14 protein-coding genes and 1 pseudogene are annotated in these 15,423 nt (G+C 38.7%); all 15 read left to right on the top strand.

Annotated elements, in window-relative coordinates:
- The 15 genes and pseudogenes from nuoL to ACU8YW_RS26135 all read left to right on the top strand — a co-directional run bounded on the left by nuoL (position 1) and on the right by ACU8YW_RS26135 (position 15,323).
- Entirely contained in the window at positions 1-1,863 is a 1,863-nt protein-coding gene (gene nuoL, locus ACU8YW_RS26205; protein WP_088064862.1) for an NADH-quinone oxidoreductase subunit L, read from the top strand.
- Positions 1,860-3,362, top strand: coding sequence for an NADH-quinone oxidoreductase subunit M (locus ACU8YW_RS26200; RefSeq protein ID WP_088608240.1), 1,503 nt, complete (start codon positions 1,860-1,862; stop codon positions 3,360-3,362). Before nuoL ends, ACU8YW_RS26200 begins: the two co-directional genes overlap by 4 nt.
- Positions 3,363-3,369: 7 nt before the next feature.
- On the top strand, positions 3,370-4,884 hold the full coding sequence (nuoN, locus tag ACU8YW_RS26195) for an NADH-quinone oxidoreductase subunit NuoN (RefSeq protein ID WP_426934200.1): 1,515 nt from the start codon (positions 3,370-3,372) through the stop codon (positions 4,882-4,884).
- A 212-nt stretch (positions 4,885-5,096) separates the two neighbouring features.
- Positions 5,097-5,333, top strand: a complete 237-nt coding sequence (locus tag ACU8YW_RS26190; RefSeq protein WP_000940744.1) for a DUF1146 family protein — start codon at positions 5,097-5,099, stop codon at positions 5,331-5,333.
- A gap of 51 nt (positions 5,334-5,384) precedes the next feature.
- The gene (locus ACU8YW_RS26185) at positions 5,385-6,089 is read left to right on the top strand and encodes a YwmB family TATA-box binding protein (protein WP_371399543.1); all 705 of its coding nucleotides are present in this window, start codon (positions 5,385-5,387) and stop codon (positions 6,087-6,089) included.
- A gap of 39 nt (positions 6,090-6,128) precedes the next feature.
- Positions 6,129-7,433, top strand: a complete 1,305-nt coding sequence (gene murA, locus ACU8YW_RS26180) for a UDP-N-acetylglucosamine 1-carboxyvinyltransferase (protein WP_000411269.1) — start codon at positions 6,129-6,131, stop codon at positions 7,431-7,433.
- A 208-nt stretch (positions 7,434-7,641) separates the two neighbouring features.
- Positions 7,642-8,661: a stage II sporulation protein D gene (gene spoIID, locus ACU8YW_RS26175; protein WP_088064859.1), complete on the top strand. Its 1,020-nt coding sequence runs from the start codon at positions 7,642-7,644 to the stop codon at positions 8,659-8,661.
- Positions 8,662-8,768: 107 nt separating this feature from the next.
- Positions 8,769-9,189: pseudogene (locus ACU8YW_RS26170) on the top strand (AMP-binding enzyme); the annotation flags it as partial.
- A 109-nt stretch (positions 9,190-9,298) separates the two neighbouring features.
- A complete protein-coding gene (locus tag ACU8YW_RS26165) occupies positions 9,299-10,306 on the top strand; it encodes a LytTR family transcriptional regulator DNA-binding domain-containing protein (RefSeq protein ID WP_088064858.1) in 1,008 nt (335 codons plus the stop codon).
- Positions 10,307-10,486: 180 nt separating this feature from the next.
- The gene (locus tag ACU8YW_RS26160; RefSeq protein ID WP_098857506.1) at positions 10,487-11,329 is read left to right on the top strand and encodes an ABC transporter ATP-binding protein; all 843 of its coding nucleotides are present in this window, start codon (positions 10,487-10,489) and stop codon (positions 11,327-11,329) included.
- Complete coding sequence (locus tag ACU8YW_RS26155; RefSeq protein ID WP_088123779.1) at positions 11,329-12,036, top strand: ABC transporter permease; 708 nt, start codon at positions 11,329-11,331, stop codon at positions 12,034-12,036. The genes ACU8YW_RS26160 and ACU8YW_RS26155 overlap by 1 nt, the downstream gene beginning before the upstream one ends.
- A gap of 162 nt (positions 12,037-12,198) precedes the next feature.
- The gene (spoIIQ, locus tag ACU8YW_RS26150) at positions 12,199-13,158 is read left to right on the top strand and encodes a stage II sporulation protein SpoIIQ (RefSeq protein ID WP_426934146.1); all 960 of its coding nucleotides are present in this window, start codon (positions 12,199-12,201) and stop codon (positions 13,156-13,158) included.
- A 287-nt stretch (positions 13,159-13,445) separates the two neighbouring features.
- On the top strand, positions 13,446-13,580 hold the full coding sequence (locus tag ACU8YW_RS26145; RefSeq protein ID WP_000008903.1) for a hypothetical protein: 135 nt from the start codon (positions 13,446-13,448) through the stop codon (positions 13,578-13,580).
- Positions 13,581-13,887: 307 nt separating this feature from the next.
- Positions 13,888-14,160, top strand: coding sequence for a sporulation transcriptional regulator SpoIIID (spoIIID, locus tag ACU8YW_RS26140; RefSeq protein WP_000544012.1), 273 nt, complete (start codon positions 13,888-13,890; stop codon positions 14,158-14,160).
- A gap of 161 nt (positions 14,161-14,321) precedes the next feature.
- Positions 14,322-15,323: a rod shape-determining protein gene (locus tag ACU8YW_RS26135; RefSeq protein WP_000457990.1), complete on the top strand. Its 1,002-nt coding sequence runs from the start codon at positions 14,322-14,324 to the stop codon at positions 15,321-15,323.
- Positions 15,324-15,423: the final 100 nt, after the last annotated feature.

Raw genomic sequence — 15,423 nt, 5'->3', positions numbered from 1 at the left:
ATGATCGATTATGCATGGCTCATACCGCTTTTCCCGCTTGTTTCGTTTTTTTTATTACTTATATTCGGGAAGAAAATTAGAGAAGGAAGCAGTGTACTTAGTATTTTCCTCGTCTTTCTCTCCTTTATATTTGCGGTACTTGTATTAGTAGAACGGTTTTCGAAAGTAGGATTGAAGCATAAGTGGGTATGGCTTAGAACGGGAGATATTGATATATCATTTGGCTTTGAAGTGACTGCATTAGGGGCTTTAATGCTGTTTATCGTTACACTTGTGAGTTTACTTGTACATGTGTATTCGAAAGGTTATATGAAAGGTGATGAAAGATTACCAACCTTCTATGCCTATTTAGGGCTCTTCACATTTGCGATGCTCGGGCTCGTTATATCACCGAATTTATTACAGCTTTATATATTTTGGGAGTTAGTCGGCCTTGGTTCATTTTTACTCATCGGTTTTTATTTCTTTAAAGAAGAAGCGAAGGTTGCTGCGAAAAAGGCTTTTATTATGACTCGTATTGGAGATGTCGGTTTATTTATTGGGATGATCTTAATTTTCTGGCATGCAGGTAGTTTTGAATATGACGCAATATTTAGGGCGATTCATACGGGGGATCTTACCCCTACGATGATTACAATAACAGCGATATTAATTTTTATCGGGGCGATGGGGAAGTCAGGTCAGTTCCCGCTTCATACGTGGTTACCAGATGCAATGGAGGGGCCGACGCCTGTTTCGGCACTTATTCATGCAGCGACGATGGTCGCAGCTGGCGTATATTTAGTGGCGACGATGTTTCCACTATTTTCAGCAAGTGCAGTGGCGATGCAGACGGTGGCAATCGTTGGAGCTTTCACTGCGATCTTTGCGGCTTCTATCGGTCTTGTACAAACGGACATAAAGAGAGTGCTTGCTTATTCTACAGTTAGTCAGCTCGGGTATATGATGCTTGCGTTAGGGTCTGCTGGTTATGTAGCTGGTGTTTTCCATTTAACGACACACGCTTTTTTTAAAGCGCTACTATTTTTGGCGGCAGGAAGTGTCATTCATGCAGTGCATACGCAAGACATTAATAAAATGGGCGGTTTACAGAAGAAGATGAAAGTAACGGGTGCACTATTTTTAATCGGTACACTTGCAATTAGCGGGGTTCCGCTCCTTTCGGGTTTCTTTAGTAAAGATGAAATTTTAGCGGCGACTTGGATGAATGGCAATTACGTTTTATTCATATTAGCAGTAATTGCAGCGTTCTTAACAGCATTCTACATGTTCCGGCTCTACTTCCTTGTCTTTACTGGGGAAGTAAAGACAAAGGAAGATGTGCATGAATCGCCCCGCGTTATGACGTATCCGATGATCGTCCTTGGCGTTCTCGCCGTAGTGGCGGGTTATATGAATACACCATGGTTTGGGACATTCCTCGGGGATTGGCTTACGAAAGATGTAGCATTTAAAGTGCGAGAGGCACACGGACCAGTTTGGATTATGATCGTAGCGACTATCGTTTCATTTGCAGGAATCGCTCTCGCATATTTCATATATGGCAAGAAATCTATTTCTAGAGATTGGGCTGGTGGCGATGGAACACCTCTTTATAACCTTTTGAAAGAAAAATATTATGTGGATGAACTATACAATATGACGGTGCTCCCTATTACGAAGGGAATCGCCCATGTGCTTCGCTTATTTGAGGTGTATGTAGTCGAAGGAATTGCCGTTTTAATAGGGAGTCTAATTAAAGGGCTAAGCGGACTCGGTTCTAGACTCCAAAACGGAAATGTACAAGTGTACGGCACTGTAACAGCTGTTTCGCTTGCAGTACTCGTCATTATTTTGCTCTATACGGGAGGGGATTTACGATGAATGATTTGTTATTAACGTTCTTCATTTTTTCCCCGCTTTTAGGAATTCTCTTACTTGTATTAACGCCAAAAAAAGAATCGCGTACTGTGCGAGCGCTTGGTTTATTTGGAACGGCGCTTCCATTTGGAATCGCTATCGTTCTCGCTTGTACATACGCTTCTGGAAAAAGTTTATCGCTATTTGATGAAAAAGTGAAATGGATTAAATTTGGGGATCTTGCAGCGGTGGATAAAAGATGGTTTTCCATTTATTACGAGCTCGGCATTGATGGTTTATCGCTCGTTATGATGGTGCTGACAGCCCTTCTAGCGATGCTTGCAGCAATTGCGGCATTTACTATTAAAAGAAACTTGAAAGCCTTTTATATGCTGCTACTCATGTTAGAAATAGGGATGCTCGGCGTCTTCGCTGCTCAAAATTTAATGTTGTTCTTTATCTTCTTTGAAATTACGTTGCCTCCAATGTTTTTATTAATTGGGAAGTGGGGGAAATTGTCGAGTGAAAAGGCTGCTTATAGTTATTTAATATATAACGGTATTGGCTCCGCTATTTTACTCATCGTTTTCTCAGTTTTATTTGCAAAAACAGGTACAACAAATATTACAGAGCTTAAAGAAATATTAACGAGTGTAGGTGCTGGGGGAGGAATGGCTGTCTCAAGCAGCTTACAGTTCGGTTTGTTTCTTGCCATAATGATTGCCTTTGCGATTAAACTACCCGTTTTCCCGCTACATCGCTGGATGGTCAATGTGCATGTTGAAGCGCATCCGGCTGTAGTTATGCTTCATGCGGGCGTTTTACTGAAGATTGGGGCATACGGTATGATTCGTTTCGGAAAGGGGCTATTCCCGGAATACTTTCGCGAGTTTGCAACGCTTATTGCGATTTTAGGAGTCATTAATTTATTGTACGGAGCCTTCTTAGCGCTCATCCAAACGGACTTCCGGAAGGTACTTGCTTACTCTAGTATTTCGCATATGGGCATCGTATTAATGGGCCTTGCGGCGTTAAATGCACCAGGTACACAAGGGGCACTATTCCAAGTTGTGTCTCACGGTTTAATTGCAGCCTTACTCTTTTTCTTACTTGGCGTTATAGAACAGCGCTTTGGAACTTCGGACATTACAGCGCTTGGCGGACTCGCAAAAAGTGTCCCGGTACTTAGCGGCTTCTTCTTAGCGGGAGGAATGGCATCGCTTGGATTGCCAGGAATGTCTGGATTTGTTAGCGAGTTTCTTGCTTTTCTCGGTTTATTCCAAGGGGAGCCAGTCATTGCTGCAGTCGGTGTACTTGGCATCATTTTAACCGCTGTATACGTATTGAGAGCGACACTTCAAGTAACATTTGGTAAGAAAGAGTGGGAGGCGAAAGCTGATATACACGGTTGGGAGTATGTGCCTATATTGCTACTTATCTTCTGCATTATTGCAATTGGAGTAATGCCAGAAATACTAGGGGATCCGCTTCAAAATACATTGAAAACATTGGGGGTGAAGTAGGATGGATATGAATACGTTACTTAGCTTATCATGGCATCTCATGGTGCCAGAATTCATTATTCTCGGAGCTGCCATCCTTCTTTCCATATGTGATTTGTTTTTTAAGTTGAATCATAGATATGTAGCGCTTAGTGCAATCGCAGCCGTCATATTAGCAATCGTGTCGTTAATCACGCTATACGATGAACCGACAGGAGATATTCTAAATGGATCGTTTGTGTTAGATGGGTTTTCAAAAGGGTTTAAAACGTTGTTATTAGGCGGAGCGGCCCTCATCTTATGCACCGCCATGAGCGATGATAAGAAGAATCCAATTGAAGATAAGGGAGAATATTATTACTTATTTTTAATGGCACTTCTTGGGGCTATGTTTATGGCTTCTAGTGTTGACTTCATTACACTTTTCGTCGGTTTAGAATTGCTTTCACTTTCTTCATATATTTTAGTAGGAATACGAAAAAGGAACCGTGCGTCAAACGAGGCGGCCATGAAATATGTCATTAATGGAGGTATTGGCACGGCAATTACGCTCTTTGGAATGAGTTATTTATACGGTATTACAGGATCAACTAATATCGTGGACATGCAAAAAGTATTCGCAGGGGAGCTTGCTGGTGGTATTCAGTTATTGTTAGCTCTCGCATTTCTACTATTACTCGTTGGACTCTCGTTTAAAATTGCGACAGTGCCGTTTCATATGTGGGCACCAGATGTGTATGAGGGAGCGGCTACGCCTGTTACTGCTTTTCTCGGGACGATTTCTAAAATTGCTGGATTCTTACTCATTATTCGTCTGTTTCTCATGGTTTTTGCAAGTGTATCGGTGCAAGGAGACATGCAATCTTTATACGGACGTATGAGCATATACATTGCAGTACTAGCGAGTATTACGATGATTATTGGAAACGTAGTAGCGTTAAAGCAATATAACGTAAAACGCCTATTTGCCTATTCGGGAATCGCACATGCGGGGTATTTACTCGTTCCGCTTGTCGCATTATCGCCATTTACGATGGATAGCATGTGGTTTTACATGCTTGCGTATATGCTTATGAATATAGGCGCATTTGCGATTATCCACGGCTTAATCTTACAAAGCGACAAAGAAAATATCACCATTTTCACTGGATTATATAAAAGGTCGCCATTTACAGCGATAGTAATGACGATTTTTATTTTATCGTTGGCCGGGATACCAGGAACAGCTGGTTTCATCGGGAAAATTAACATCTTTTTAGGTGCACTGCATGTAGAGCCAGCTCATTACGTACTAGCTTCTATTATGATGGGGACTACAGTTATCTCATTCGTATATTATTTCCCTATTCTACAGCAAATGTTTTTCCGGACGGGAGAAGTGGAAGAGAAAATTCGTTTGCCATTGAATATAAAGGTTGTTATGAGCCTTTGTGCAATCTCGATTGTAATACTAGGGATTATGCCGATGATTGGATACAATTTCTTTTATGAATATTTTCCATTAATGAAGGATTTCTTCTTCTTAGGGAACGTGGTACAATAGTGAAAATAAAAGGTGTGGAGTTGTTACTCTGCGCTTTTTATTTTGTGTGAATTACAATTGAAAATGCATGTAGGTATATGTTTTTTGAGAGCAAATTACGATGTGAAATGTAAGATGTTTATTTGTATTTGAAAAAGTGTGGCTCCTACTTATCATGGTATCGTTTTTATAGTATTTCGTAAGTAGTAGCTGGGTAAAAAGGGGTCGATTTTTTGGCACATCTTTTAGGGCAACAAGCACTGATTGCCATTGTTTCGCATTTATTGTTTATTACCATTACGTGGTGGGCCTTACAAGGTGTTCACATTGAGCGTTTAATGAAGTCTGGAAAAGTGATGCAGACGCGAGTGTTACTCATCCTAATTACAATTGCAATTGGGACATCTGTAAGTAACTTTTTCCTTGATTATTTAGGCTATTCAAAGAGTTTAACGTATTTAGTAAAGTAAGTGTATAGAACCTCATATCTCCGTTAACAATGGGGGTAGGAGGGGATGAAATTGAAGCTTAAAGCCATTCTTATTGTTATGATAAGTGTTGTTTTATTTTTGGTTGGATATAGAGAGATGAAACCGATCAGCGATGAACAGAAAATGGAGAGCATGATTGCAACTTTAGAGAAAAATGATGCTAAAGTAGAGAAGTGGTCATGGTTAGCGCGAGAAACAAAAACAATTTCTAATATACATACGTTTCAAAGGTTGTTAAACGATGTGAAGGACAAGGCGAATATTCAAAAGTGGGAATTAGAGCAATCTCCAGATGGATATAAAGCTACATCCTATAAAAAGTTTTCTTCTTATGAAGAACGAGTAGTAGTAACATGGAGTAAGGAAAATACTAAAGAAAACACTTTCATTATTTTTGAAGTAAGCGGGGCGAAATGGGACCCGAAGTACATTCAGAAAACAAATAAAATTTTTAGTGAAAAACCTATAATTTACACTTGTGTTCAAGGTGTACTGAATGATAAGATTGAAGGTGTTTTGCAAAATAAAACCAATCAGTTTTTGAAAGATCTTTCAGCAAGAGCGATCGAACAGATAGAAGAAAGAGCATTTGTGTCAGTCTCCGCATACAATAAAAAGTGGGATGACGCTCTTTCAACAAATAGAGAGAAAATAAATGTGCAAATAGCAATACGTTCTACAGACAACAAAGATACAATTGTGGTTGGCACACCGATCATAACTTCTGAGTATTGAGTGAATAGATACTGAAAAAAGGACACGGAGGGGAATAATTTGGAAAAGATCATCGTCCGTGGCGGAAAGCGGTTAAACGGCACAGTGCGTGTTGAGGGCGCAAAAAATGCTGTATTACCTATAATCGCTGCAGCCCTATTAGCGAGTGATGGAAAGAATGTACTATCTGAAGTACCAGTTTTGTCTGATGTATACACAATTAATGAGGTATTACGTCATTTAAATGCTGAAGTCGTATTTGAAAATAACCAAGTAACAATCGATGCTTCTAAAGAACTAAACATTGAAGCACCATTTGAATATGTACGTAAAATGCGTGCATCTGTTCAAGTAATGGGACCATTACTTGCACGTAACGGCCGTGCTCGTATTGCACTACCTGGTGGATGTGCAATTGGTTCACGTCCAATTGACCAACATTTAAAAGGCTTCGAAGCAATGGGAGCAAAAGTACAGGTTGGTAATGGTTTTGTTGAGGCATACGTTGAGGGAGAACTAAAAGGAGCTAAAATTTATTTAGACTTCCCAAGCGTGGGCGCGACAGAAAACATTATGTCTGCAGCTACATTAGCAAAAGGGACAACAATCCTTGAAAACGCAGCGAAAGAACCAGAAATTGTTGACTTAGCTAACTTCTTAAATGCGATGGGAGCGAAAGTACGCGGAGCTGGAACTGGAACGATTCGTATCGAAGGCGTTGATAAATTATATGGTGGAAACCACTCTATTATTCCTGACCGTATTGAAGCGGGAACATTCATGGTGGCAGCGGCAATTACTGGTGGAGACATCTTAATTGAAAATGCTGTACCTGAACATTTACGCTCAATTACAGCGAAAATGGAAGAAATGGGTGTTAAAGTTATTGAGGAAAATGAAGGTGTACGTGTTATCGGCCCAGATAAGTTAAAAGCGGTTGATATTAAAACTATGCCTCACCCAGGTTTCCCAACAGACATGCAATCACAAATGATGGCATTATTACTACAAGCTGATGGAACAAGTATGATTACAGAAACGGTATTCGAAAACCGCTTTATGCACGTTGAAGAATTCCGTCGTATGAATGCTGATATTAAAATCGAAGGTCGTTCTGTTATTATGAACGGTCCAAACAGCTTACAAGGTGCTGAAGTAGGCGCAACTGACTTACGTGCTGCTGCTGCATTAATCTTAGCTGGTTTAGTATCTGAAGGTTACACTCGTGTAACTGAGTTAAAGCATCTTGACCGTGGTTATGTAGATTTCCATAAGAAATTAGCTGCATTAGGTGCAACTATTGAACGTGTAAACGAAAAAGTAGAAGAAGTGAAAGAACAAGAAGTTTCTGATCTTCACGCTTAATTGAAATAGTCTCTACGTCTTTTGACGTAGGGACTATTTTTTTGGGTTATTACTGTTATAGTCAATAAATTCTATACTTATGCACGTACCAGTAAAAATATTTAGAAAATTTCCGTTTTAGCTGCTTCCCCCTTAAGTATGTTCTAAAAGGAAGAGTTGTTCCATAAGAATGAATGGAGTAAAGCTTTTGGATATTGGGGGAAATAAGATGAAATTTTCAAAGCCACTTTTTATCACAGTAGCGCTTCTCATAGCGCTCGTTATCATTGTACCTGCTGCTCTTGTTATTCCGTTTGCGAAAGCAAAAGTAGGGGAAGAAGCAGCTTCTAAAACTCCTCCAGCGATAGAAAGTATACCAGCTCCAGGGAAAGTGGATACAGCGGTTCAAGTTGCTGTATATCGTGAGAAACAGAAAAAGGTAGATACATTACCTATGGAGGAGTATGTGACCGGTGTAGTAGCTTCTGAGATGAATGCCAGTTTTGAAATAGAGGCGCTAAAGGCGCAGGCATTAGCAGCGAGAACATTTGTGGTACAGCGTATGCTAAGCGGAGGAAAGAAAAACAATGCGGACGTGACAGATACGGTGAAAGATCAAGTGTACAAAAGTAAAGAAGAATTGAAGAAACAATGGGGTAATAACTACGAAAATAATTTGAAGAAAATCGAAGAAGCTGTTTCGAAAACCGCAGGACAAGTTTTAACGTATGATGGAAAACCAATCTCAGCATCCTTCTTCTCAACGAGTAATGGCCGGACAGAAAATGCAGCTGATTATTGGGGAAATGATTATCCGTACTTAAAGAGCGTAGATAGTCCGTGGGATCAAGCCTCTCCAAAATTTACGAGCGAGCAAACCTTTACAGTAGCTGACTTTCAAAAACGTCTCGGTGTGAAGGTGTTGGCAGACGGGAAGGTTGGAAATATTAAAGATCTTACGGAAGGAAAGCGAGTAAAAGATGTAGCATTTCAAGGGAAAACATTAACAGGAAAGCAAGTTCGTGAAAAGTTAGATTTACGCTCTTCTGACTTCACATGGAAACAAGAAGGGGATAAAATCGTCGTTACAACGAAGGGATTCGGTCACGGCGTTGGCATGAGCCAATACGGAGCAAATGGCATGGCGGCGGAAGGTAAGAAATATACAGATATCGTTGCTCATTATTATAAGGGTGTCGAAATAAAATCGATGAATGATTATGAAGGAAAGTTGATGGTGAAGAAGTAGGGGGAAAAGAGGCCGTTCCAAGAGGTATATTGGGACGGTTTTCTTTTGTTAGTAGATAGGTTCCTTGTCGAATCGTTGATATATTAAAAAATCGTCAATGTTCATCGATGACAGAACTCTGTTTAAGGGGCCCATGGATCGCTGGAAGCTATTATAAGGATGAACGTACAGAAGAATCAATGAAAGACGGTTGGCTCTATACAGGAGACATTGTCACGGTTGATTCGGAAGGATGTATTAAGATTGCTGATCGTACGAAAGATTTAATTAAAAGTGGAGGCGAATGGATTTCTTCCGTAGATTTAGAAAATGCTTTAATGTCACATGATAAAGTGTTAGAAGCATCTGTTGTGGCGGTGCTGCATGAAAAACGTCCCGTTTACTTGCGTTGTACTAAAAGAGGGACAAGCAGTAGAAAGAGAAGATCTGTATGCTTTACTAAAAGCAGAATTTCCGAAAACATCTGTAGGGAAATTCTTAAAGAGAGCGCTGCGTGATCAGCTCAAGACGTATGTAGAGCAAAACTAGAGAAGAAGGCTATCCTTTCATTTAGATATTTTATGATACTTCATAAAATATCTAAATCTTCCATTAATTGTTTGGTATAATAGGATAAAAAGTATTTGGGGGAGACAGAATGGCGTTATTGGAGTTGAGACAATTAGGGAAGACGAACCAGTTACCGGCAGTTGAACTGAAGGTTGAGAAGGGACAATGCGTTGTTTTGCAATGTAATAACCATACAGCTAAAGTATTGCACCGCATCATTATTGGTGAGGAAGAAGCTTCAACTGGCAACGTGCTATTTGAGGGAGAATCGATTGGAAAGAAAAATTATTCCCGCATCGGTTTTTGTTTTTTGAAAGATGAAGCATATGATCGTTTGAAGGTGAAGGAATACTTTAAGTTTTTAATAGGTCTTTATGAATCGAATATGAGTACGGAAGAAGTTGTACAATATGTCGGCCTTTTAGATAAGTTAAACGTTAAAATAGAAAAACTATCATTTTCAGAGAAACGCCGTCTTCATATCGGGCGAGTTATGGTTCATAATCCGGATTTAGTTATTCTAGAAGAGCCAGAGCAAAATGTAGATACAGAGAGCACGATTATTATTCGAAAAGCGATTATGGCAATGAAGGAGAAAGGAAAGGCGATTTTTATAACGTCATCCTTTCTATCGGACGCCCTTTCGTTAACAGAAGATGTATACATATTAAACAATGATGGTGTGAAGAAAATAGAAATCGAACAAGAAGAAATTGAAGAGGTGGATGAAGAAAAGGTTGTTCAAATGATTCCGCAAATGAAACTTGAAAGAATTCCAGCGAAAGTGAACGATAAAATCATTTTACTTGATCCGATGGAAATTCATTTTATTGAAACGCAAAACGGAGTGACACATATCCATGTGCGCGAAGGTGATTTCGTATGTGCATTAACATTAAGTGAACTAGAAGCGAGATTAACAGGGTTCGGGTTCTTTAGATGTCATCGCTCGTACCTTGTGAATTTACAAAGAGTACGAGAAGTCATTACGTGGACTCGTAATAGCTTTAGTTTAATTTTGGATGACGAAAGAAAAAGTTCAATCCCGCTTTCAAAAGGACGAATGGATGAATTAAAAGGTGTGATTGGGCTATAAAATTTGCTCCAGTAAGCTTAAAATACGATTCATTCACCGGTAAAAATACTCCTTTTACCGGTATTTTACTGCGTAACCCTTTTGTTTTTCATATGATTGAGTCAAGAAAAGCGAAACAAACAAACGAAAAGCGCTAAAGCGACTTTCATCTATAAAAAGAAAAACAAAGGGGATGACGGGATGACATTGGCAATTGAAATGAAAGATGTAATGAAAAGTTTCAACGAAAAAACGGCACTTCGAAATGTAAATATTGAAGTGAAGCAAGGAGAAATTTTTGGATTCCTCGGGCCGAGTGGATCTGGAAAAACAACAACAGTAAAGATTTTAACTTCTCAATTGCTGCATAGCGTTGGAACAGTGAGGGTACTAGGTAAAGATATTACCGGACCAAGCAGCATCGATTATAAACGAATTGGTATTTTAACAGACAACAGCGGTTTATATGAAAGACTTAGCATTTATGATAACTTACTATTATTTTGTGACTTATACGATTGTAAAAAAGAACGAATCGATGAAGTACTAGCGCAAGTGAATCTATTAGATGATAAAAAAACATCAGTAAAGAAACTATCAAAAGGAATGAAGCAGCGCGTTACACTAGCTAGAGCAATCCTTCATAAACCAGATATTCTCTTCTTAGATGAACCAACATCTGCACTCGATCCAGTTAACGTACAAAACATTCATAAAATCTTAAAAGACTTAAATAAAGAAGGAACGACGATTTTCTTAACAACGCACAACATGGATGAAGCAGAAACGCTTTGTAACCGCATTGCCTTTCTGTGTGGCGGAGAAATTGTAGCGCTTGATACACCGGAGAACCTTCGCTTACAATACGCGAAAGATCAAATACAAGTCGTGTTAAAGGATAAGAAGAAAGAAACGGTACAAAAAGATGAATTAGGTGCAAAACGTATTTCAGAGTGGATGAAAAAAGGAGAACTATTATCCATTCATTCTTATGAGCCGACGTTAGGCGATATCTTTATTGAAGTTACTGGGAGGGGATTATAATGACATTTTCAATGAGACGATTTTCAGCTATTTTTCGGAAAGAGTTACAAGATTTTAAAACGAATTCACAAACTTTAATTATGTTGTTAATGCCACTTGTCTTTTCGGTATTATTTAGTCGCTCAGATAATATGAGAGAAATTGGAGCGAATTCATTAACTGCGATGACGTTAGTTATGGTCGGAGGTTTTGTACAGGCAATGCTCATTGCCGAAGAAAAGGAAAAAAATACGCTTCGTGTTCTTATGCTATCACCAGCATCATCAATTGAAGTATTAATTGGTAAAAGTTCATTAACAGGTCTGATTACAGTTGCAATCTGTTTTATTAATCTACTTATTTTAGGTAAATTAGAAGGTAATTTTGCATTATTATTACTTATCTTTGTTCTCGGAATGCTAATATTTAACCTTATTGGTACTTGTATTGGATTATTAGCTCAAAATGTACCACAAACATCAACAATTGGATTGCCAATATTAATGATATTTCTTTTCGGTGATTTAATTGGAATGTTTGTGAAGAATGAAGTCGTTACAAAAATAATCGATTATTTACCAACTCGTCATATCGGTGTGGCAGTTAGCAGTGTTATAAAGGGAGCGGGTTTTAGTGCAATTACTAGTAATTTATTGAACATAATAATTTGGTTAGTTGCGGTACTTGTTATTACACTCTTCGTGTATAGAAAGAAACAAATGGACTGAAAACTGAGCCGAAAGTGCTCAGTTTTTTATTTTTTCTATCATTTCCTCGGAAATTTTACAATTCTTATACATATTTTTACAGATTTTGTCGAAAAGTAATTAGTTATAGGTTGTATAGGATACGTGAATATTGTTCAAAATGATTGCTGAGGTGATGATGGAATGCGAGGAAGAAATAATAAAAAGTCGCAAAAGGTAGTACATTTATTTCAAAAAAGATGGGTGTTTCCGGCACTATACATTGCTTGTGCAGCGGTAATTTTAATGGTTGCGCTATGGTTCCAAGGAGCTAATCCGAAGAAGACTCCGAACCAAGATCAAGCAACACCGTATACACAATCGGAAGATCCAGCAGTACCAGTAACGAAATCTTCAGAAGTAGTGAAAATGCCAGCTGCCGCTAATGCGGAAGTAGTCGTACAGAAGAAATTCTATGAAGATGCAGCAACTGAGGCGGAACAAGAAAAAGCACTTGTCTTTTATAACAACACATATTCCCCAAATAAAGGAATCGACATTGCTGCGAAGAATGGAAAAGAATTCGATGTAGCTGCTGCTTTAAGTGGTACAGTAACGAAAGCTGAAAAAGATTCACTTCTTGGTTATGTTGTAACAGTTGATAGCGGAAATGGTGTAGCAGTTTCTTATCAAAGCTTAGGCAGTGTGAAAGTAGAAAAAGGTGCACGAGTTGCACAAGGTGAAGTATTAGGAAAATCCGGTCTAAGTGCAATGAATAAAGAAGCAGGTTCTCACGTTCACTTTGAAGTACGTAAAGACAACGTGGCTGTGAACCCTGAGCGCTACTTAAATAAATCAGTAGCAGAAATTAAAGCTGATGCGGGTGCTGCAAAAGCAACGAATGCTTCTGGTAAAAAGGCTGATGAAAAATCTCAAAAAGAAGAGAAGTCAACAAGCACGAAACCAGAAAGTAAAACAGAAGATAAGTCTCAAAAAGAAGAAAAATCAACAAGCGGTTCGACTAGTGACAAAAAAGAAGAGCCGAAGAAAGAAGAAAAATCAACAAGCGGTTCGACTAGTGACAAAAAAGAAGAACCGAAGAAAGAAGAAAAATCAACAAATGGTTCTACAGAATCATCTAGCAGTTCTTCTTCACAAGAATAAGAAAGTGAAAAAATCAGTTCTCACTAGAGAGCTGATTTTTTTACTTTTACCCCGCATTAACGGGCAGTAAGACCCCTACTTCAAAATTCAGTGAAAGCTAAGAAGTTAGGCCTGGGGTCAACTGCCCGTAAAAGCCCGATTGGTGAAGGCTAAGAATCAGTGGGAAATGGCGCCCACTGATTAAAGTTTCACTTTATATAAAAATACTCAATTTCGAGAAAAAAGTTGCAATAACAAGGAAATATGACGAGATTCTCGAATATATATTACAAACAGGAGGGGATACTGTGTCATTTTTATTTGTTCTGTCGACTGCTATTATTTTATTGTTTGTTTTATTCACTTTATATTATTATATTGCCGGTAAGAAAGAGGTTCCCCACCATCAATTGTTAGAAGAAGAGTTGGAACGAGAAGAATGACACCTTATATACAAGGTGTCATTTTTTTCGCCAAAATAGTCACTGTTAACGTATTTCTCACAAAAAAACGTAATTTTTCTTAACTTAGTCCGCAAAAATAGTGAACATGTAGCATATATCAGTAGTGCGGGCAATACAATGGTATAAACCAAAGCAAAGAGAGTGTTTGAGGTGAGAAATCGTGAATCATTTCATTATAAATCCAAGAATGTTTAACGCTTACAAACAGCACTCACACTTACTTCTTAGTCGTATGCAGCGAGGCTCATTTCACACTTCTCACATCCAATTTAGGGAGGCGAGTGGTGTGCACGATTACATCAAAGAGAGAACTATCAAGATTGGTAAGTATATCGTGGAGACAAGAAAGACAGTGCGTGTCATTGCAAAGGAATTTGGGGTATCAAAGAGTACAGTCCATAAAGATTTAACGGAACGTCTACCAGAAATTAATCCAGAGCTCGCAAATGAAGTGAAAGAAATTCTTGATTATCATAAGTCTATTCGTCATTTAAGAGGCGGAGAAGCAACAAAACAAAAGTATAGAAAAGAAGATGTAGAAAAGCCGGTCCGTCAATAAATATGCGATCGCAAACATTCCGTTTCAATTCGGTAATATTTTTCAGAAGAATTCTTTTTGCGAATATTACGTTTCTGTTAAATTTATGATAAAATCAGAAATTAGGTGTAAAAGAATTCGGGTGTAACCTGATTTTGAATATCGAGGAGGAAATGACGGGAATGTTTGCGCGAGATATCGGAATTGACCTAGGTACGGCTAATGTATTAATTCATGTTAAAGGCAAAGGTATTGTATTAAATGAGCCATCTGTTGTGGCAATTGATCGTAACACAGGTAAAGTATTAGCAGTAGGTGAAGAAGCAAGAAGTATGGTGGGACGTACACCTGGTAATATTGTAGCAATTCGTCCGCTTAAAGATGGTGTAATCGCAGATTTCGAAATTACAGAAGCAATGTTAAAGTATTTCATTAACAAATTGGACGTGAAGAGCTTCTTTTCAAAACCTCGCATTTTAATTTGCTGTCCAACAAATATCACATCTGTAGAACAAAAAGCAATTCGTGAGGCTGCTGAACGTTCAGGTGGTAAAACAGTATTTTTAGAAGAAGAACCAAAAGTAGCCGCAGTTGGTGCTGGTATGGAAATCTTCCAACCAAGCGGTAACATGGTTGTTGATATTGGTGGAGGTACAACAGATATCGCTGTACTATCTATGGGTGATATTGTTACCTCTTCCTCTATCAAAATGGCTGGCGATAAGTTTGATATGGAGATCTTAAACTACGTTAAACGTAAGTATAAGCTATTAATTGGAGAACGTACTTCAGAAAATATTAAAATTAAAGTTGGTACAGTATTCCCAGGTGCACGTAGCGAAGAGCTTGAAATTCGCGGACGTGACATGGTAACGGGCTTACCACGTACAATTACAGTATGCTCTGAAGAAATTACAGAAGCACTAAAAGAAGACGCGGCTATCATTGTACAAGCTGCAAAAGGCGTACTAGAGCGCACGCCACCAGAACTATCTGCGGACATTATCGACCGCGGTGTTATTCTAACAGGCGGTGGAGCTTTACTACACGGTATCGACATGCTTCTAGCAGAAGAACTAAAAGTACCAGTATTAATTGCTGAAAACCCAATGCAATGTGTTGCGGTTGGTACAGGTATTATGTTAGAGAATATCGATAAATTACCAAAGCGTGCTTTACGATAAAGTGAAACTTTAATAAGTGGGGGTATCCCCCACTTATTATTAGCTCGCAAATAGTAGGAAAAATGAGAAGAACTAAGGTGTTAACCGAAGTTCTTTTTTT

The sequence above is a fragment of the Bacillus pretiosus genome, from assembly GCF_052947655.1.
This window is presented reverse-complemented; position numbering and strand designations above follow the sequence as displayed.

Coding starts and splice junctions, on each gene's coding strand:
- nuoL (WP_088064862.1), top strand. CDS start 1: ATGATCGATTATGCATGGCTCATACCGCTTTTCCCGCTTGTTTCGTTT.
- ACU8YW_RS26200 (WP_088608240.1), top strand. CDS start 1,860: ATGAATGATTTGTTATTAACGTTCTTCATTTTTTCCCCGCTTTTAGGA.
- nuoN (WP_426934200.1), top strand. CDS start 3,370: ATGAATACGTTACTTAGCTTATCATGGCATCTCATGGTGCCAGAATTC.
- spoIID (WP_088064859.1), top strand. CDS start 7,642: ATGAAATTTTCAAAGCCACTTTTTATCACAGTAGCGCTTCTCATAGCG.
- ACU8YW_RS26165 (WP_088064858.1), top strand. CDS start 9,299: ATGGCGTTATTGGAGTTGAGACAATTAGGGAAGACGAACCAGTTACCG.
- ACU8YW_RS26160 (WP_098857506.1), top strand. CDS start 10,487: ATGACATTGGCAATTGAAATGAAAGATGTAATGAAAAGTTTCAACGAA.
- ACU8YW_RS26155 (WP_088123779.1), top strand. CDS start 11,329: ATGACATTTTCAATGAGACGATTTTCAGCTATTTTTCGGAAAGAGTTA.
- spoIIQ (WP_426934146.1), top strand. CDS start 12,199: ATGCGAGGAAGAAATAATAAAAAGTCGCAAAAGGTAGTACATTTATTT.
- ACU8YW_RS26135 (WP_000457990.1), top strand. CDS start 14,322: ATGTTTGCGCGAGATATCGGAATTGACCTAGGTACGGCTAATGTATTA.